Annotated in this window: 16 protein-coding genes and 2 pseudogenes; 9 read left to right on the top strand and 9 right to left on the bottom strand. The window is 58.8% G+C overall.

Translation table 11 applies throughout. The annotated features are described in order from the left end of the window. Window positions 1-9: 9 nt before the first annotated feature. Genes ACNQ62_RS13025 through gspG form a run of 4 tightly spaced genes read right to left on the bottom strand, consistent with a single transcriptional unit; the run spans window position 10 to window position 2,270 of the window. Entirely contained in the window at window positions 10-903 is an 894-nt protein-coding gene (locus tag ACNQ62_RS13025) for a type II secretion system protein N (protein WP_289080765.1), read from the bottom strand. After that, window positions 900-1,277: a type II secretion system protein gene (locus ACNQ62_RS13020; protein WP_418095025.1), complete on the bottom strand. Its 378-nt coding sequence runs from the start codon at window positions 1,275-1,277 to the stop codon at window positions 900-902. The genes ACNQ62_RS13025 and ACNQ62_RS13020 overlap by 4 nt, the downstream gene beginning before the upstream one ends. Further along, window positions 1,274-1,765 (bottom strand): prepilin-type N-terminal cleavage/methylation domain-containing protein, encoded by a 492-nt coding sequence (locus ACNQ62_RS13015; protein WP_418095024.1) that lies wholly within the window; start codon window positions 1,763-1,765, stop codon window positions 1,274-1,276. The genes ACNQ62_RS13020 and ACNQ62_RS13015 overlap by 4 nt, the downstream gene beginning before the upstream one ends. 19 nt (window positions 1,766-1,784) lie before the next feature. Beyond that, on the bottom strand, window positions 1,785-2,270 hold the full coding sequence (gene gspG, locus ACNQ62_RS13010) for a type II secretion system major pseudopilin GspG (RefSeq protein WP_289082884.1): 486 nt from the start codon (window positions 2,268-2,270) through the stop codon (window positions 1,785-1,787). A gap of 157 nt (window positions 2,271-2,427) precedes the next feature. On the opposite strand from gspG, the gene gspL reads away from it, so the two are divergent. Genes gspL through ACNQ62_RS12990 form a run of 4 tightly spaced genes read left to right on the top strand, consistent with a single transcriptional unit; the run spans window position 2,428 to window position 6,681 of the window. Beyond that, the gene (gene gspL, locus ACNQ62_RS13005) at window positions 2,428-3,531 is read left to right on the top strand and encodes a type II secretion system protein GspL (protein ID WP_418095023.1); all 1,104 of its coding nucleotides are present in this window, start codon (window positions 2,428-2,430) and stop codon (window positions 3,529-3,531) included. Next, window positions 3,528-3,986 (top strand): type II secretion system protein GspM, encoded by a 459-nt coding sequence (gene gspM, locus ACNQ62_RS13000; protein WP_418095022.1) that lies wholly within the window; start codon window positions 3,528-3,530, stop codon window positions 3,984-3,986. The genes gspL and gspM overlap by 4 nt, the downstream gene beginning before the upstream one ends. Further along, the gene (locus ACNQ62_RS12995) at window positions 3,983-5,470 is read left to right on the top strand and encodes a GspE/PulE family protein (RefSeq protein WP_289080770.1); all 1,488 of its coding nucleotides are present in this window, start codon (window positions 3,983-3,985) and stop codon (window positions 5,468-5,470) included. The genes gspM and ACNQ62_RS12995 overlap by 4 nt, the downstream gene beginning before the upstream one ends. A gap of 2 nt (window positions 5,471-5,472) precedes the next feature. Next, window positions 5,473-6,681, top strand: coding sequence for a type II secretion system F family protein (locus ACNQ62_RS12990; protein WP_418095021.1), 1,209 nt, complete (start codon window positions 5,473-5,475; stop codon window positions 6,679-6,681). On the opposite strand, the gene ACNQ62_RS12985 is transcribed toward ACNQ62_RS12990, so the two are convergent. Beyond that, a complete protein-coding gene (locus ACNQ62_RS12985; RefSeq protein ID WP_418095020.1) occupies window positions 6,682-7,302 on the bottom strand; it encodes a hypothetical protein in 621 nt (206 codons plus the stop codon). Between the two features lie 146 nt (window positions 7,303-7,448). Between ACNQ62_RS12985 and ACNQ62_RS12980 the strand changes: the two genes are divergently transcribed. Genes ACNQ62_RS12980 through ACNQ62_RS12970 form a run of 3 tightly spaced genes read left to right on the top strand, consistent with a single transcriptional unit; the run spans window position 7,449 to window position 9,855 of the window. After that, window positions 7,449-8,441, top strand: a complete 993-nt coding sequence (locus tag ACNQ62_RS12980; RefSeq protein ID WP_289082882.1) for a penicillin-binding protein activator — start codon at window positions 7,449-7,451, stop codon at window positions 8,439-8,441. Next, window positions 8,438-8,992, top strand: coding sequence for a type II secretion system protein GspJ (locus ACNQ62_RS12975; RefSeq protein ID WP_418095019.1), 555 nt, complete (start codon window positions 8,438-8,440; stop codon window positions 8,990-8,992). The genes ACNQ62_RS12980 and ACNQ62_RS12975 overlap by 4 nt, the downstream gene beginning before the upstream one ends. Further along, window positions 8,989-9,855 (top strand): general secretion pathway protein GspK, encoded by an 867-nt coding sequence (locus ACNQ62_RS12970; RefSeq protein ID WP_418095018.1) that lies wholly within the window; start codon window positions 8,989-8,991, stop codon window positions 9,853-9,855. Before ACNQ62_RS12975 ends, ACNQ62_RS12970 begins: the two co-directional genes overlap by 4 nt. A gap of 62 nt (window positions 9,856-9,917) precedes the next feature. Here ACNQ62_RS12970 and ACNQ62_RS12965 read toward each other — a convergent pair whose 3' ends face one another. Both ACNQ62_RS12965 and ACNQ62_RS12960 read right to left on the bottom strand, forming a co-directional pair. Beyond that, window positions 9,918-10,127 carry a hypothetical protein gene (locus tag ACNQ62_RS12965; protein ID WP_064216680.1) on the bottom strand — a complete coding sequence of 70 codons (210 nt, stop codon included), beginning with the start codon at window positions 10,125-10,127 and terminating at the stop codon, window positions 9,918-9,920. 12 nt (window positions 10,128-10,139) lie between these two features. Further along, complete coding sequence (locus ACNQ62_RS12960) at window positions 10,140-11,702, bottom strand: DUF4331 domain-containing protein (RefSeq protein ID WP_064216679.1); 1,563 nt, start codon at window positions 11,700-11,702, stop codon at window positions 10,140-10,142. A 150-nt stretch (window positions 11,703-11,852) separates the two neighbouring features. Here ACNQ62_RS12960 and ACNQ62_RS12955 point away from each other — a divergent pair, with 150 nt between their 5' ends. Further along, entirely contained in the window at window positions 11,853-12,314 is a 462-nt protein-coding gene (locus ACNQ62_RS12955) for a prepilin peptidase (RefSeq protein ID WP_418095017.1), read from the top strand. 361 nt (window positions 12,315-12,675) lie between these two features. Here ACNQ62_RS12955 and ACNQ62_RS12950 read toward each other — a convergent pair. Then, window positions 12,676-12,921: pseudogene (locus ACNQ62_RS12950) on the bottom strand (transposase); the annotation flags it as partial. Between the two features lie 113 nt (window positions 12,922-13,034). Here ACNQ62_RS12950 and ACNQ62_RS12945 point away from each other — a divergent pair. Beyond that, window positions 13,035-14,066, top strand: a complete 1,032-nt coding sequence (locus tag ACNQ62_RS12945) for an IS110 family transposase (RefSeq protein WP_418095016.1) — start codon at window positions 13,035-13,037, stop codon at window positions 14,064-14,066. A 384-nt stretch (window positions 14,067-14,450) separates the two neighbouring features. Here ACNQ62_RS12945 and ACNQ62_RS12940 read toward each other — a convergent pair. Further along, window positions 14,451-15,185, bottom strand: a pseudogene (locus ACNQ62_RS12940) (IS30 family transposase); the annotation flags it as partial. Window positions 15,186-15,268 lie beyond the last annotated feature (83 nt).

The following is a 15,268-nucleotide window of genomic DNA, read 5'->3' as shown; positions in this document are numbered from 1 at the left end:
CCATACTCATTACCTCAGCGGAAACGTCAGCAAGATTGCTTTGCCGTTCCTAAAAACCTCAAGTCGCGCAATACCTGATGCGGCGACTTCATCGTAAAGCTCTTTGTCACGCGCCAGATCTCCGACGGTCTGGCCATTAAGGCTTGTTATCACATCACCGGGTTTCAACCCAGCTAAAGTAACGCCGATATTGGGATCCTCTTTCACCCTGTAACCATTTTCCACCACTTCGACGCCAACCGTATCCATGGCCGCCTGGGGGTTGTTGCTGATCCGGTCCCGCCATAGGTCGATGTATTCCTGTGTCGTTTCGGCGGGAGGAGCCTCGCGTAGGTCGATGGACCCGTTGCCGGGCACAATGGCTGCGGCAAGGCGCGCAAGGGGGTCGGCGGATTCCTTCGGTTCAGGCGAAGGGTCGGATGCCGTCGCTGTGCCAGTCCCTGCCTGATCGTCGATCAAGCCGTCGAAGCCGATAACGTGCAGGCCCGTCTCTGTGCGCAGGGTGATTGTATCGGCATTGATTGCCACCAGTTCAGCAGATTGAACGGTTTCGCCAAGCCGGTATGTGGAAGTGGTGCCTGACACCAGAACAAAGGCGCGGGATTGGGTGGGGTCGCCATCAAGCAAGACACCGCGCAGGGCCACATCCAACCTGACCGTCGATGCCGCGGGTTGCGCCTTTGGCAGCGCGGCAGCTTGGCCGAAAGGAGCGAGCGTCGTGATCGCCTCGGTATCGCGTTGGTTCATCTGCGCGGTTTGTGGGGCGCTTGCCGCGACCTGCAGGGGCATGACGGCGGTATGCCCTTGCAGGTGCCAGCCTGTTCGAATGCCAGCCAAGGCCAGTGATACCAGCAAGACAACTCCAATTGCGACGGTCAGCGCCCAAAGACGCGCGGCGGTCATGGGCGTGCATCCGTGCGGGCGATGTAACCGGTCAATGAGACAAGTGTGGCGTCTGGCCCTGCGGCCGTGTCGGCAACGGACGCGGTCACGGATTGCAGACCCGACCCGGTTAGGGCGCGTGCACGCAGGGTAACCGACCAGTCGATATCAAGGGCGCGGGTCCATTGGTCTTGGGTCGGCACGCCCAAGGTCGTCGCAGCCAACGCGTTTTCAGCAACCCAGCGGGCCACCAGACGGTCTGACAATCCGTGCACCCGTGCGGCATGTCGTTCAACCCCGACCAGCAAGGTGACCGACCCCACAGCAAGCACTGCGAGCGCGACCAGCGTTTCGATGAGGGTAAACCCCGCTTGAGAAACGCGCGTGTCGGTCATTGGGTTTGCTGCCCTACCTGTGCGGTTGCGCCATCGAAAATGATGGTGCGACCTTGGGCGCCCGACGCCAGCCTAAGGGACACGATACCCGTGGGGGGTGGCAGAAGCGCGGGCGTAATTGCAAAAGTACCCCTTTGCGCGCCTGTAGTATCGGACAGTGTTGCCCCTCGGTCGAGCGTATGTGACACGGACAGCGACGCGTCGGTTGCGGTGTGCCACGCATCGTCTTTCCACGTTTCGAAGCGGTATGCCTCCGATTGCCAGATCACCCTATAGGTTTCACCGGCGACAAGGCTCCGGTCGGCGACGTTGGTCAACCGCGCCGCCAATAGGGTGGCTTCTTGTTCCAAAGTGCGTGCGTTTGCCCCAGAGGGCAGCGCATAGCTGACGATCCCTGCACCGATACCGATCAGCGCCAGCACCACCAGTATTTCGATCAGGGTCACGCCACTGTCGTCTGCGCGCTTTCGGGGCGTGAAGGCAGGCATAGGCGTTGTGCGTGCAGGCCTAACCATTTGTCGCGGTCGCAAGTGCGATATCGGCGTTTACACCTTCACCACCGGGCTGGCCGTCGGCCCCCAGACTGATGAGGTCGAAATTGCCATTCTGCCCCGGTGAGCGATAGACGTAGTCCCCGCCCCAAGGGTCCTGGGGCATGATGCCCAGATATCCGCCCGAAGCCCAGCTTACGGGCTCCGGCGGCACAGTGGGGCGGGTGACCAGCGCCTGAAGCCCCTGTGCCGATGTCGGATAAACGCGATTGTCCAGCCGGTACAGTTCAAGCGCGCCGGCAATTGACCGCATATCTGTTTGTGCGACGGTAACCCGCGCTTCGTCAGGGCGGCCGATAACATTGGGCACAATCATGGCCGCGACCACAGCGATGATAACCAGAACGACCATCATCTCAATCAGGGTCACGCCGGCATCAGGCGCCCGTTGCCGTTTGGCTTTACTGCCTACATACTGTCGCAGACTACGTAAGTAGAACATGGTGAAACTATCCCTCTGGTTACACGTGTGTTGTATATCACCACAAACATCGCGCAAGGCTGCTCAGAGCATCTAGTCACGGTGAACCATAACATAGAATGACTTTGTGAAAAGGTTAAAAGACAAAATATTTCAGAATGTTAGCGCTTCTTTCGCAATGGGAGATGCGTCCAGTTCGGCTGTCGAAACACCCGTTGTAGAGGGTGAGAACGCAGAGCGTCGTGTAGTTTTTGACCACTTGATCGCGAAAGACAGCGCCGCCGGTGTCGCAGTCATTCCTGCAGAGCTGGTTCATCTGCATCATGTGCAACTGCCCATACGCGGTGCGCGGCAACGCCTGGCGGCGCTTCCGTTTGCGTTGGAAGACTTTGTAGCGCAAGGCCTGGCCAGTACGCATTTCGCGATCTGCGGCACCGACGCGGAGGGATCGGTTCTGGCTGCGGTTCTGAAGACGGACACTCTTGAACGGTACCTGGCTGACGCTGCGGATCGCGCTTTAGTGCCCGAGCAGGTCTTGCTGCCGCCGCCTGCGCCGGGCCCGGACGGGGCGATGACATGGCGCACCTATCGTTCAGATGATCGCGTTCTGGTGCGGCTTTCAGATGGGACGGGGTTCGCGGTGACCACTGATATGTTGCTGGCGGTGTGGCAACTGGCAGGTGAACCCGCGATCGAAAACCTGGCATCGGCCTTGCCGACAGCTATTGCCTATAAGGACCAAGGCGGCACAGGTGTGACCCCCGCCCCGATCCTGTGGGAGGCAGACCTGCGCCAAGGGGTGTATCGTCCGACACGCGGGTTTGCCCGACCCTTGAAGTGGCTTGCCGCCTGTCTGGTTTTGGCCGGGATCGGCCACCTCATGCTCGCCGCGCTTGATGCGACTGCGCAGCGCCGGATTGCAGATGACTTGCGCGCGAAGGCCGCGGTGGCGTTGACCGCCAAGCTGCCCGGTGCATCCCCCGATGATCCGCCAGCCCTTGTGATGCGCCGGTTGTCAGATGCGAACAGGCCGCAGGGGGGATCGGGTTTCCTGCCTGTGATGGATCGCGTGGCAAGCGCATTACGGGCACAAGGCGACGCGGTGCAATTCCAAGAGCTGACTTGGTCTAACGGTGCGCTGCGCCTGACTGTAGAGGCCGCGAACCTTGATACAATACAGCAAGCGCAATCCCGTCTGGATGAGGCGGGGCTCCAAGTTTCTGCGGGGTCGGCGACAGCCAGCGACGGTGCAGCCCGCTCTGAGTTGACGGTGCGCCCATGAAGCTGTTGTCCCGCCTGAACCCGCGCGAACGGATGCTGGTGCTGACTGGCGGCGCGGTCTTGTTGTTTTATGGCCTATGGACGTTCGTCTGGCTACCGACCGTGTCCGAGCGCGCTTTGCAGACGGATCGGATTGCGCGCTATCTGGCTGTAACACAGATTGCGTTGACGGCGGATGATGCCGTGCCTGTCGCCGTGCGATCGCCGAACGCCGCGATCCCTTTGGCACCTCGCATCACCCAAAGCGCCGAGGGCGCTGGCATCCCCTTGGCGCGCCTCGACCCCGAAGGCACAAGATTGCGGATCACGGTTGCAAAGGCGGGGTACAACGATTTGATCGAATGGATTGCCGCCTTAGAAGCGACGCAGAATGTGCGCGTTGTATCGGTGGAAATGTCGCGCGCGACCGAGCCCGGTCAAGTATCATTGCGGCTGCTGCTGGAGGATGCGGGATGACGGGACCGGTGCTTAGTTACAGTTTCGCCAAGACACACGGTGTTTTGTTGGACCCGTTGCAAGTTGATACTGCGCCGGTGTGCATGCATCTGCCCGATGCGCCCCTGCCTGCGTTGATCGAGGCGCAGCGTATCGCCGGTGCGCTGATCCGGTTTGAAGCCGTGGATGCGGCGACCTTCGATAAAGCGTTGTCAGCGTCCTATCGCGACAGCGCTGCCGAAGCGGCGCAAATGGCCGATGATGACAGCGATGATCTAAGCGCGCTTGCCGAAACAGCGGCATCTGTTGATGATCTACTTGACCAAAAAGACGACGCGCCGGTGGTTCGGCTGATCAATGCGTTGCTGCTGGAAGCGGTGAAAGACGGCGCATCCGACATCCACATCGAAGTTGAGGAAAAACGGCTTGTCGTACGGTTTCGTGTCGACGGGGTGTTGAGGGATGTGCTTGAACCACGCCGCGCGCTCGCGTCCCAACTGTCCAGCCGGCTTAAGGTGATGGGCAAGCTGGATATCGCGGAAAAGCGTCTGCCCCAAGACGGGCGTGTCAGTTTGCGCGTGGGCAGCTACGATCTAGATGTGCGGATTTCCACCTTGCCGTCGCAGTTTGGCGAACGTGTCGTTCTGCGCCTGCTGGATCGCGGCCAAACCCAGCTGGGCATTGCGCATCTTGGCATGTCAGAGCGGGACACGAACGCCTTTAACGAAATCGTCACGGCACCCGAAGGGTTGGTTCTGGTCACAGGCCCGACGGGATCGGGGAAAACCACATCGCTCTATGCCGCATTGGGTGCATTGAACGACCGTCAACGCAATATTTTGACGGTGGAGGACCCGATCGAATACTCGATGGCTGGGGTGGGCCAGATTCAGGTTAATTCAAAAACCGACATGACATTTGCCCGGGGGTTGCGGGCCATTTTGCGACAAGACCCCGATGTCATCATGGTCGGCGAAATCCGCGATGGCGAAACGGCCAAGATCGCAGTGGAAAGTGCGATGACCGGACACCTTGTTTTATCTACGCTGCACACGAACACGGCGATTGGCGCGGTATCGCGGTTGATTGATATGGGGGTAGAGCGGTTCTTGCTGGCCCCAATGATACGGGGATTGGTGGCGCAGCGTCTGGTGCGCAAGTTGTGCGCCGATTGCCGAGCACCCCATTCCGTGACCGAGACAGACGTGAGCCTGCTGGCAGGATCTTTGGCCGTGGGTGATCGCGTGTACGAGGCGAATGGGTGCGAGGCATGTGGCGGTACCGGCTATCGCGGCAGGCTGCCGCTTTATGAAATTGTTGTCGCGACCCAACGGCTTGAAGCGATGATCCACGAGGGGGCCTCTGAGGCGGCGTTGACGGCTGAAGCCCGCAGGACAGGGCCCGGTATCATGCAGGACGGCGCCCAGAAGATCGGCGCCGGACTTACCACGGTGCAAGAAGTCGCCAGAGCAGTACGAGACGATGTTTTAGCAGGGGAGCGCTGATCATGCCTGCGTTTTCCTATCGCGCTGTCAATCCGGCAGGAAAGCAGACGAAAGGGCTGATCGAAGCAGCAAGCCTTGCAGCGGCCCGTGCAGACTTGCGCAAACGCAATCTTTTGCCGTTATCGGTCAATGCTACAACACGCGGCGCTGCGGGGACGGGCCGCGGGCGGGCACACCGGCTTGGACTGAAGAAACAGGTGTTGGTGACGCGGCAACTGGCCACTCTGATTGGGGCGCAGGTACGGATCGAAGACGCGCTGAAGATCGTGGCAGACCAGATCAAAGGACCGAAAGATGCATCACTTTTGTTGAACTTGCGTGCCGCGATTACCGACGGGCGCAGCTTTGCCGACAGCCTTGAAGACGTGCCGGGCAGCTTTGATGAATATTACCGCTCGTCGGTGCGGGCAGGCGAGAGTGCGGGCAAATTACCCCAAGTGATGGAGCATCTGGCCGCCCACATCGAGGATCGCAGCCGCAACCGTCAAAGCCTACAGTTGGCGTTGATCTACCCGGCTCTGTTGGCGTTGGTATCGCTTGGCGTGATTGTGGCGCTGCTGGTTTTTGTCGTGCCGGACATCGTCCGCGTCTTCACGGCACGGGGGGCCGAATTACCCGCATTGACCCGTGGTCTGATCGCGGTTTCCGATTGGATGCAGCGTTGGGGGGCTGCGTCGGCAGGGGGGATTGCTGCGCTTATAATCGGCGGGCTTGCGCTGTTGCGCCAACCTGCGGCGCGGCTTGGCTGGGACCGATGGATTGTGCGCGCGCCGATTATCAGCCCGCTGGTGCTGCGTCTGAATTCGGCGCAGTTTTCCGGCACATTGGCGACCCTGGTGCAATCGGGTGTACCACTGTCGGAGGCGTTGTCCGCAGCGGCGGGCACGGTGCCGAACCGGTTCATTCGTGCACGCGTCGCGCAGATCACCCAAGAGGTGAATGATGGTGCCGTGTTGTCCAAGTCGGTACTGGCGGCAGGTGTCTTCCCCCCGATGTTGGTCGCGATGATAGCAAGCGGGGAGGCAAGCGGTCGCTTGGGCGACAGTCTGGACCGCGCTGCAAGCGATCAGGCTGCGTCTCTTAAGGCTTCGGTGACCGCGATCGTCGCACTGGTGGAGCCCGCGGTCTTGCTGGTGATGGGGGGCATTGTGATGCTGCTTGTCATGTCGATCCTGATGCCGATTGTGGGGCTGAATGCGTTGGCAGGGTGATCAGAAGGGCAGTTGCAACGCAATCGGGCCGCTGCTTGGTAGCTGGGGGAACACCTTTGATGCGGAGGGTTGGATCAAGATATCAAACACCCGTTTCCGGCGGATTTTGACGGTTGCCATCGGCGGCGCGTCTTTTGCAGACAGGGCGATTACCGCATCGTTCCCTTCGCTGCCCAACGTCATCACAAGCGGCGGCACATCAACCGTTTGGCCCGACTTTGAACAGCTGCCCTCTGGGGTGGACAAGCCACCCGAGGCAGCCGCACTGCGCCACCCCCAGCTAAAGGATACATCCGTGACGCGTGCGGTCATATCGCACTCCCACGCGCCTTCAATAAGCCCCGCCAAACCCGGCCCTGCGCGGCCTTGTGTATCGTGCAGGGCGATCCCGCGCGGACCGGTGGTTAGCGCGCCGGTGATGCGGGTATCGTTCCCTTCAAGTACATATCGGGTATCCAGATGAGGCACCCAAAGCACCGAAGCCGCGGTTTGCCAGCTCAGAACATACCCGCCCTCCAGCGTGGCGCGACCGCGACGAAGCGAGCCGTGAATATCAATAATCGTTGGCGCGAGATTGGTGTTTCGTGTAACAATACTGATCGGTGCTACGGCGAAAATCATCCCTATCATTAGGAAAAGTATACAGCATGTCACAGCCGCCAAAACCAACCCGTACCGCAGACCATGCAAGCGTCCCGTCGCGCCGCCGCGTATTGTCAGGTCTTTCTGCGGCATCTGTTGTCTCCTTGGTTGGGGGATGCGGTGACGTGTCGTTTGGCAACGGTGGTGGTGGTCTGCGCGGCAATGACGGGCCGCAAAAATCCGTGATCATGTTACCGCTTTCCGGCACCTCAGCAGAGTTAGGGCAGACATTGCGCACCTCTGCAACCCTTGGCGGGGGGCCGGGTGTCGGGATCGAAATCGTCGATAGCGGATCGACACCTGAAACAGCGGTGGCCGCCGCCACGCGGGCGGTCGAGGCCGGGGCCAAGATGATCGTTGGGCCCGTGTTCAGCGCACAAGCCGAAGCGGTGGGAAAAGCAGTGCGCGTTCCCGTCGTGACCCTATCCAACAACGAAGCCTTGGCGGGCGGCGGCACGTTTGTGTTTGGTGTGACACCGGCGCAGTCCGCACAAGCGATCTTGTCAATTGCGGCGCAACGCAACCTCAGCGATGTCGCCGTCGTCGTGCCCTCGACCGCATTTGGTGCACAATCGGCAGAGGCCGCGCGGAGGGTGGGCCGCGCCTTGGGGCTGAATATACGTCCCGAAACGGTTCAGGCCGGCAGCGCAGGTCTATTGGCCGCCCTCAATCAGGGGGGGAAACTGCCCGACGCGGTCTATCTGCCCGTTGCAGACGCGACGTTGGCCCCTTCTGCCGAAGCATTGCGCGGTCAGGGGATACAGCTGTTGGGGTCGACCCAATGGTCCACGCTGGACCTATCGGACCGTCCGGCATTTCGCGAGGCTTGGTTTGCGGCCCCTGATCCACTGCGCTTTGCAGCGTTTAACGATGCGTTTACCGAGGCGGGCGGCACCAGTGGTGGGATCATCAGCGGACTGGCATTTGATGCCGTCGAATTGCTGCGGGTGCTTGGCCAGCAAAGGCAGCTCTCTGCCAAGGGGTTGACCCGCACGGAAGGGTTCACCGGCGTCGTCGGGCCATATCGGTTCGAACGTTCTGGCCTGTGCGAACGCGGGCTTGGCGTTCTTAAGGTGGGTTCCGGTGATTTCAGCCTGATCGGCAGCACCTCTGTATGAACGCCAAACGCGCCGGCGATGCAGGGCTGAGCCTGATCGAAGTGCTGGTGTCGCTGGCGATATTCGCTGTGATCGGGGTTGCAGGGCTGACTGTTTTGGACACGGTGGCCCGAACGGGTGAAAATACCGAAGGACGACTTGAACGATTGGCCGACATTGATAGGGCCTTCTTGGTGATCCGCCGCGATCTGGCGCAGATTGCGCCTATTGACGTGACCCTGACGGACAGCAAATTGTCTTTTGCGCGCGCATATGGCGAGAGAACCCGAAGCATCGCCTATTTCCTCGAGGACGAAACATTGGTCCGGCAGGTCAAAACGGGCACAGGAACAGGCCCTGTCGATCAGCGGCTGTTGGTTGGGGTGTCTGCGTTGGGATGGCGGCTCATGGGACGGGGGCAACGGTGGCATGACGTATGGCCGCCGAACGCGAGCGCCACGGTTGGCGCGCCGATGGCCGCTGAATTGGCGATAGATGTCTGGCAACGGCAAGGCGTGCGCCCCGCAACGGTAACGCGCTTGATGGTTTTGCCAGCAGGGCAAAGCCAGTGACACGCCGCAAGTCAGACGAAGGCGTGGTCTTGATCAACGTCCTTGTGGTGCTTGCCATCGCAGGGGGTTTGATGATGCTGTTGATCACCAGCCAAGAAGCTGCGCTGGATCGCGTGTCCCGCGCATCGGACGCAGCCACCGCCGAGCAGATTGCGATGGGTGCCGAGGCGTCTGTCGTGGATGCGCTGCGCCGCGATCTTGATACAGGGCCAGACACAGACCATTTCAGCGAACCTTGGGCGCGGTCCGTGATCCAGGAAGAAGTGGCTTTGGCCACAGGACGGTTTTCGGTTGGCGTCACCGATCTGCAGGCGAAATTCGATATCAATCAACTGGCGCAGGTGACCCTAGGCACGCAGGAGTTCGCAAAACGGTTGATGGTGGCCCTAAACCAACCGCCAGAGACAGTTACCCAGATCGTGCGTATTCTAAGCGTGTTAGAGCGCGTGAATGCACTGGATGACCTTGCGAGTTTTGGCGTATCTCCTGTAACACTGGATGCCTTGGCGCCCTATGTGACTGCATTGCCGGTCGCCGGTGCGATCAATCTGAATGCGGTGGACCCGTTTTTGTTGACCGTCATGTTGCAGAATAGAAGGCAGGCTTTGCAACTGGTGCGCTTGCGCGAGGCACAGGGTTTTCTGACGCTGGATGATCTTGCCACAGTCGGCGCGCTGCGTCCCCAAAACAGCGGCTTTACCTCGAACGCCTATCTGGTGGATGTGACGGCGCAGGCCGGACGCGCAGAGATTGCAATGCAAAGCCTGATACTGCGTCGGAACAAGTTAGGGGTCAAAGCGGTCGAGATTGTGCAGCGCAGGTTTATCTATTCAGAGCCGGACTCGTCAGAAGACGCAGAATAGGTCGAACGCAAAACGGCCCTCCGAGAAACGGAGGGCCGTCGGTGGTTTATTCAGATCACCCCTTAAGGGTTAAAGGGATCCGTGGTGAAGCTGACCGCGGCAAGATCGACGTCTTGTGCGTCGACGGGTTCGCCTGTCGCACCGTCCGCGTTGAACGCCGCAAGGAAGCTGGCACCCAATTGCTGGATACCGGTCAGCCCAATGCCCGAACTGCCACAAGCCGCAAGAAAGACAGCTGTGCCAAGAAACGCTGATTTAGATCTTAGTTTCATGTGTTGTCCTCCTTATTCGTTGGTTGCGCCGGGCAGTGGGGTGTTCAGGTAAGGGAACACAGCCTGCATCTCAGCAGAACTGATAGGTGCGCCGTCGATGAACGGTTGATCGCCAACCGGTGCATCGGATTCTTCGCACAGACCCAGATTGATAAAGTCGCTTTCAGTATCTTCCTCAGCGCCATCCACACCCAGTTCTGCCCCTAGTGGTACGGGGTGGCACAGGGCACCCATGACGACGCGCAGGGCGATGTCTACGGTATCGTCACCGGGGCGACGGCCGTTCGGGAAGCCTGCAAGGTCTTCACCGACAACGCCAAACGGGCTTTGCTCTGCTTGAGCTGTGGGGGCAATCGCAGTGTTAAGGCGCATCATTTCAGACGCCGTTACAGTTGCCTGCTGGTTCAGACCGGGAAAGCCGGTCAGGAACGCGGTGACAAGGTCGTTGCGCGGGAAATTTGAAGGCGCAATGTTGTCGTCGGCTCCCAAAGCTTCACGGAACAGGATGTCGATCAGTGCAGGCAGTGTCGGGTTGGTCACGTAAGTCGCCAGAGCACTGTCTTGTGTCGGCTGCGCGGCATTGAACAGGTCTTTGTCAGGTAGACCGATCACCAGTTCGTTCACCAAAGGCGCGGACAGACGCGATTGTTGCACGAAAGCACCGCCATACTTGGAGGTCTCTGCGTAGGTCGGCGATGGGTCTTCGACTTCGGCTTGGGGCAGGCTGGCTGTTGTCCATGCGCCGATGACACCGTTACCGTCCCCGGTGAGGCAGGTAATTGGCACTTCGACGGCCAGTGAGGTGACGTTGAACCGGTCCACCAGATCGTCGTTAGAGCGGTCATTCGGGATCGACCCTTCAAGGGGGACAAGGTTCACAAGGTCGAAAACTTCGCCCAGGTTCACAGCAAAGGCTTCTTCGCGCTGACCAACGAACACTTTGCCCGGCATGTCGCAGCCCGGAATAGTCATCGTATGAATAAAGCTGTTTGCGTATGTTTCGTAGTCCGGCAACGTCTTCTCGCCGATATAGTCCAGCGGTTTGGCAAATGTCTCGCCGTTCGAACCGGTTACCGCCGCACGCTTACCGGACCTTCGGTCGCCTGTGATGTGGGTCAGCGTGTAGCTTTCGATCTCGTTCAAAGGATCGGCAGCGGCACCAGTGATCTGACCGGCTGTCCGCAGCGGAATAGCAACCGTCGCATCGCCAATTTCGAGGGCAATGCCCGCCCCGTCATTCGCCAGTTCGTTGTCAAAGTTGAACTGGAAGGTAATGTCTTCAACCGCGTCACCGTCGTTGTCGATGTGGATTTCATAGATCGCGTCGGGATCCATGGTGAAATAGTTCGGTCCGCCATACGGAGCCTGCAATGGCTGGTAGTTGGCGATGAAGGTCACATAGTCCGGGCGCCCTGTTTCGTAGCTGCGGAACATGTAGAAATCTGACGCATCAACCTTTGGCTGTTCGGTGATGCCAGGCGCTTCCCGGTGGGATGACGCTGTTGCAGACGACGCGACCAGCGCAGCGGCGCTGACTGTCATTGCAAGCTTTGTGGCACTTTTGTAAAAAGTCATTCGTTACTCCCTAATTTTATTGTCCACCGCACATACGGCGATCGCTTATTGACGGTACTTTGAATAATACCTTTCTTAGGCACGTGGCGGTTCCCCGCTTAGTTTCGAGAAAAAGCAAGATTTCGCCGCATCTTTTATAAGGACATGGGATTGCTGATTATTATTATTGCGACATCTGCCCTTGCCGCAGTTCTTGCGAGGCTCGCATGGGTTGATCTCAGGACTTTCCGTTTGCCAAATATCTACACGGTTCCTCTGATCGGGGCGGGTCTCGTCTTGGCGCTGGTGACCGATCGGATCTCGATTGGGGCGTCGGTGGCTGGTGCCTTGACCGGCTTCGGACTGTTCTGGGCGATCGGTCAGTTCTATTTCTTTCGCCATGGCGAGGAGGGGTTGGGCCTGGGCGATGCAAAGCTATTCGCGGCTAGCGGTAGTTGGCTTGGTGTTGGGTTGCTGCCATATGTGTTGCTCGTCGCCAGCCTTGGCGGCTTGGTCTATGCGCTGATTACCCGTCGTAACCCGGATCGCAGAGTCGCCTTTGGCCCATGGCTCGCTTGCGCATTTATGGTTGTGTGGATTGTGTCCGCGGGCGGGGTCTTGTTGTCAGAATAACGCGGTTCCATCGCTTGCGGGCAGGGGGTTCACTCCGCCGCGTCTTGCGTAGGTGCTGGCGTTTGCGGCTTGTGTGCTCAGGATTTCCGGCTCCGACGAGAGAACGGTTGCAAACAGGCCCGTTAGGCGGGTTGGATCGTTGGCAGTAAAAAATGGCTGGACGCGTAATCGCGCAAGATGGTGTAGTTGTCGGTCCAATTACCCTAATTAATGGCAATCAGAACATCACGGATCAACGCCACTGCGAAGCTGCGTTCCACCTCTACGTACCGCTGTGCAAACACGGGCGTACCAAGCGTTATGCCCGCAACAAGCACCGCGCAGAAAATGCGCGGTGTGAGCGATAGCCGAACCGCGACTCCTATAGCCTTTGAGGGTAGGGATGTTGGCCCATCTCCTCCATCATTTTTTCACGGAAGACCTCCGCAGGTGTTTTCCATCCTAAGCATTTGCGGGGCGTGTTGTTGAGTTGGTCACAGATCTGCTTAATATCATGGTCTGTCATTCCCCTGATGTCACGCTTGCGAGGCAGCCATCTTCGGGCGCGGCGGTTGGTGTTCTCGACGGTGCCTTTTTGCCATGGCGAGGAGGGATCGCAGAACATGGGGTAATCGCTCTGTCACTCCGCGTTTCGTCATGGCATCGAAATGTTTTTTCTCCGGTATGATCCAGAGCGTGATCCGAAAGGGTCTTGTTCGAAGCAACAGATGGAGATTGAGCATGGGCCAGTACATAGGGCTTGACGTTTCGTTGAAGGATACCGCGATCTCAATCCGAGAAGACGGCAAAAGAATATGGCGCGGGAAATGTCCCTCCGACCCGGGAATTATTGCGCAGGCGGTTCGGAAGCATGCGGACGACCCCCTGAGCGTCGTTTTCGAAACTGGCCCCCTCGCCACTTGGTTCTTTCATGCCTTAACGGGGGAAGGACTCCGGGCGATCTGCATTGAGGCGCGGCATGCTCAGAAAATTCTGGGTGAGACGCTGAACAAGACCGATGCAAACGATGCTGAGGGATTGGCCAAACTTGCCGAAACCGGCTTCTATAAGGCTGTCAGGGTCAAGTCGTTCGAAGCGATGCTGATCCGGTCATTGGTTGCAGCCCGCACCCAACTCTTGGCCATCACGACACAATTGACCAATCAGATCCGTGGTTTGATGAAGACTTTCGGTCTTGTCGTGCCCAAGAGCAAAGGCCGGGTGTTCATAGAAAAGGTTAACGATCTACTGGACGGACATGTCGAGTTGAAAGGGATCATCTATCCGTTGCTTGAAGCTTGGCAAGCTGTCAGGGAGCGGGCGTCTACGCTCAGCCGCCAGCTCTTGTTGGCGGCGCGACAGTGCCAAAGCACGCGTTTGCTCATGACGATACCAGGCGTTGGGGCGATCACAGCAGTTTCCTATGTGGCCGCTATCGAAGACCCGAAGAACTTTCCGAAGTCCCGATCTGCCGGCGCATGGCTTGGCCTCACTACACGCCGATACCAATCGGGAGAGATGGATTTTAACGGCCACATCTCTCGAAGGGGGGGGCAACGATTGCGTGGGCTCCTCTACGAGGCTGCGACCTCGTTGCTTACGAGGACTCGAGCCGAAACGGTCAGTGATCTAAAAACCTGGGGGCTTCAATTGCGCGAACGCCTTGGCTTCAAGCGGGCGGCGGTCGCCGTTGCTCGCAAACTCGCCGTCATCATGCATTCCATGCTGAAGACCGGTCAAACCTTTATTCCAACGCGCGAGGAACTCGCCTAAGGCATTGTCCCTCGCACACCGAGCTCAGCGCATCATAACTTGATGCGAGGAGGCGTCCCTGTCGTGGACGGAGGTCAGGCCAATCCGAAAGACGTGGCAGCAGCTATTACAGACTGCGTGCAGAACAAAGGAAGGCTTCACCTGCGGAACCCAAAATGCGGCAGCCAAGTGCTGACCGCGGAGACAACCATGCCCCGGACACACGCATGACCTCAATAACATAAACGTGCTGAGAGCGAACTGAGCAAGAACCGGAGGCCGAAATGCTCTAAAGGCATTTCGATAGGCCGTGCTTTTGCATCAAGGCTTGACTGCGGCCTTGCGATTAGACAACCACGCATCTGCGCCGATCCCGGCCTTGAGATGTCTCCATGCGGAGAATTAGGTGCCGCGGTCGAATGTGATCGACTGACGCGCATCGGCGGGCAGGGGAGCCAGGCCCTGGATCAGCGCCTCCATGATCGGTTTGGACTGGCGATCCTCGTTGCGCATGACGACAGCATACCGGCTCACCCGTTCGACCAGAGACGTCACGTTGACCTTTCCATGCTCCTTGCGGAACATCATCAGATCGCATTCCCAGTGGCCGAACTCGGCACGCTCTGAGATGCTCTCAGGCCTGTACGACAGGCTCTGCGTGTCGAAGATGTGGGTCCGGTTGTGCCTGCGGTAACCACGCGGCCTGCGACGTCTGCGATGTTCGGGAAGATGGCGATAAAACTGTTCATCGCGACCATCTTTGGAATAGGCGAACCGATAGATCGTCTCGTGACTCACGCGGATCGGATGGCGCTCCAACCGCATGCGGCCCGCAATCTGTTCTGGTGACCAGCCAGCCTTCAATCGGTCTTCAATGGCTTCCTTCAGTTCAGGGTAAACGATCATCTTGCGATGGATCGCGCGGCGCGCCTCGTATTTGTCCTGAGCGACAAGCGCGTGGTATCCATCCAGTTCCGGTATCTCTTTGTCAGTGTAACGATTGCGCTTAATGTCTCGGTATATCGTGGAGGGATCGCGGCCCAGGCGATCCGCAATCTCTGAAATCGGCATTTTGGCTTCCAGCCACTTTGCAAGCTTGCGTCGTTCGTCCAGCTTCAGGTGACAGTAGTGGATTCCCATTCTTCATACTCCATGCAACTCTCTGTATTCGTACAGAATTTGCACTTCGTTTGTGAATCCACCCCCCTACATTATCGCAGCCG

The sequence above is a fragment of the Sulfitobacter sp. SBS6 genome (assembly GCF_048285585.1).
In the GTDB taxonomy this organism is placed as follows: Bacteria; Pseudomonadota; Alphaproteobacteria; order Rhodobacterales; family Rhodobacteraceae; genus Sulfitobacter; species Sulfitobacter pontiacus.
Note: the sequence above shows the minus strand (reverse complement) of the source record. Positions and strands in the feature narration are given on the sequence as shown.

Coding starts and splice junctions, on each gene's coding strand:
- ACNQ62_RS13020 (WP_418095025.1), bottom strand. CDS start 1,277: ATGACCGACACGCGCGTTTCTCAAGCGGGGTTTACCCTCATCGAAACG.
- ACNQ62_RS13015 (WP_418095024.1), bottom strand. CDS start 1,765: ATGCCTGCCTTCACGCCCCGAAAGCGCGCAGACGACAGTGGCGTGACC.
- ACNQ62_RS12990 (WP_418095021.1), top strand. CDS start 5,473: ATGCCTGCGTTTTCCTATCGCGCTGTCAATCCGGCAGGAAAGCAGACG.
- ACNQ62_RS12995 (WP_289080770.1), top strand. CDS start 3,983: ATGACGGGACCGGTGCTTAGTTACAGTTTCGCCAAGACACACGGTGTT.
- gspL (WP_418095023.1), top strand. CDS start 2,428: ATGGGAGATGCGTCCAGTTCGGCTGTCGAAACACCCGTTGTAGAGGGT.
- ACNQ62_RS12965 (WP_064216680.1), bottom strand. CDS start 10,127: ATGAAACTAAGATCTAAATCAGCGTTTCTTGGCACAGCTGTCTTTCTT.
- ACNQ62_RS12985 (WP_418095020.1), bottom strand. CDS start 7,302: ATGATTTTCGCCGTAGCACCGATCAGTATTGTTACACGAAACACCAAT.
- ACNQ62_RS12960 (WP_064216679.1), bottom strand. CDS start 11,702: ATGACTTTTTACAAAAGTGCCACAAAGCTTGCAATGACAGTCAGCGCC.
- ACNQ62_RS13025 (WP_289080765.1), bottom strand. CDS start 903: ATGACCGCCGCGCGTCTTTGGGCGCTGACCGTCGCAATTGGAGTTGTC.
- gspM (WP_418095022.1), top strand. CDS start 3,528: ATGAAGCTGTTGTCCCGCCTGAACCCGCGCGAACGGATGCTGGTGCTG.
- gspG (WP_289082884.1), bottom strand. CDS start 2,270: ATGTTCTACTTACGTAGTCTGCGACAGTATGTAGGCAGTAAAGCCAAA.
- ACNQ62_RS12975 (WP_418095019.1), top strand. CDS start 8,438: ATGAACGCCAAACGCGCCGGCGATGCAGGGCTGAGCCTGATCGAAGTG.
- ACNQ62_RS12945 (WP_418095016.1), top strand. CDS start 13,035: ATGGGCCAGTACATAGGGCTTGACGTTTCGTTGAAGGATACCGCGATC.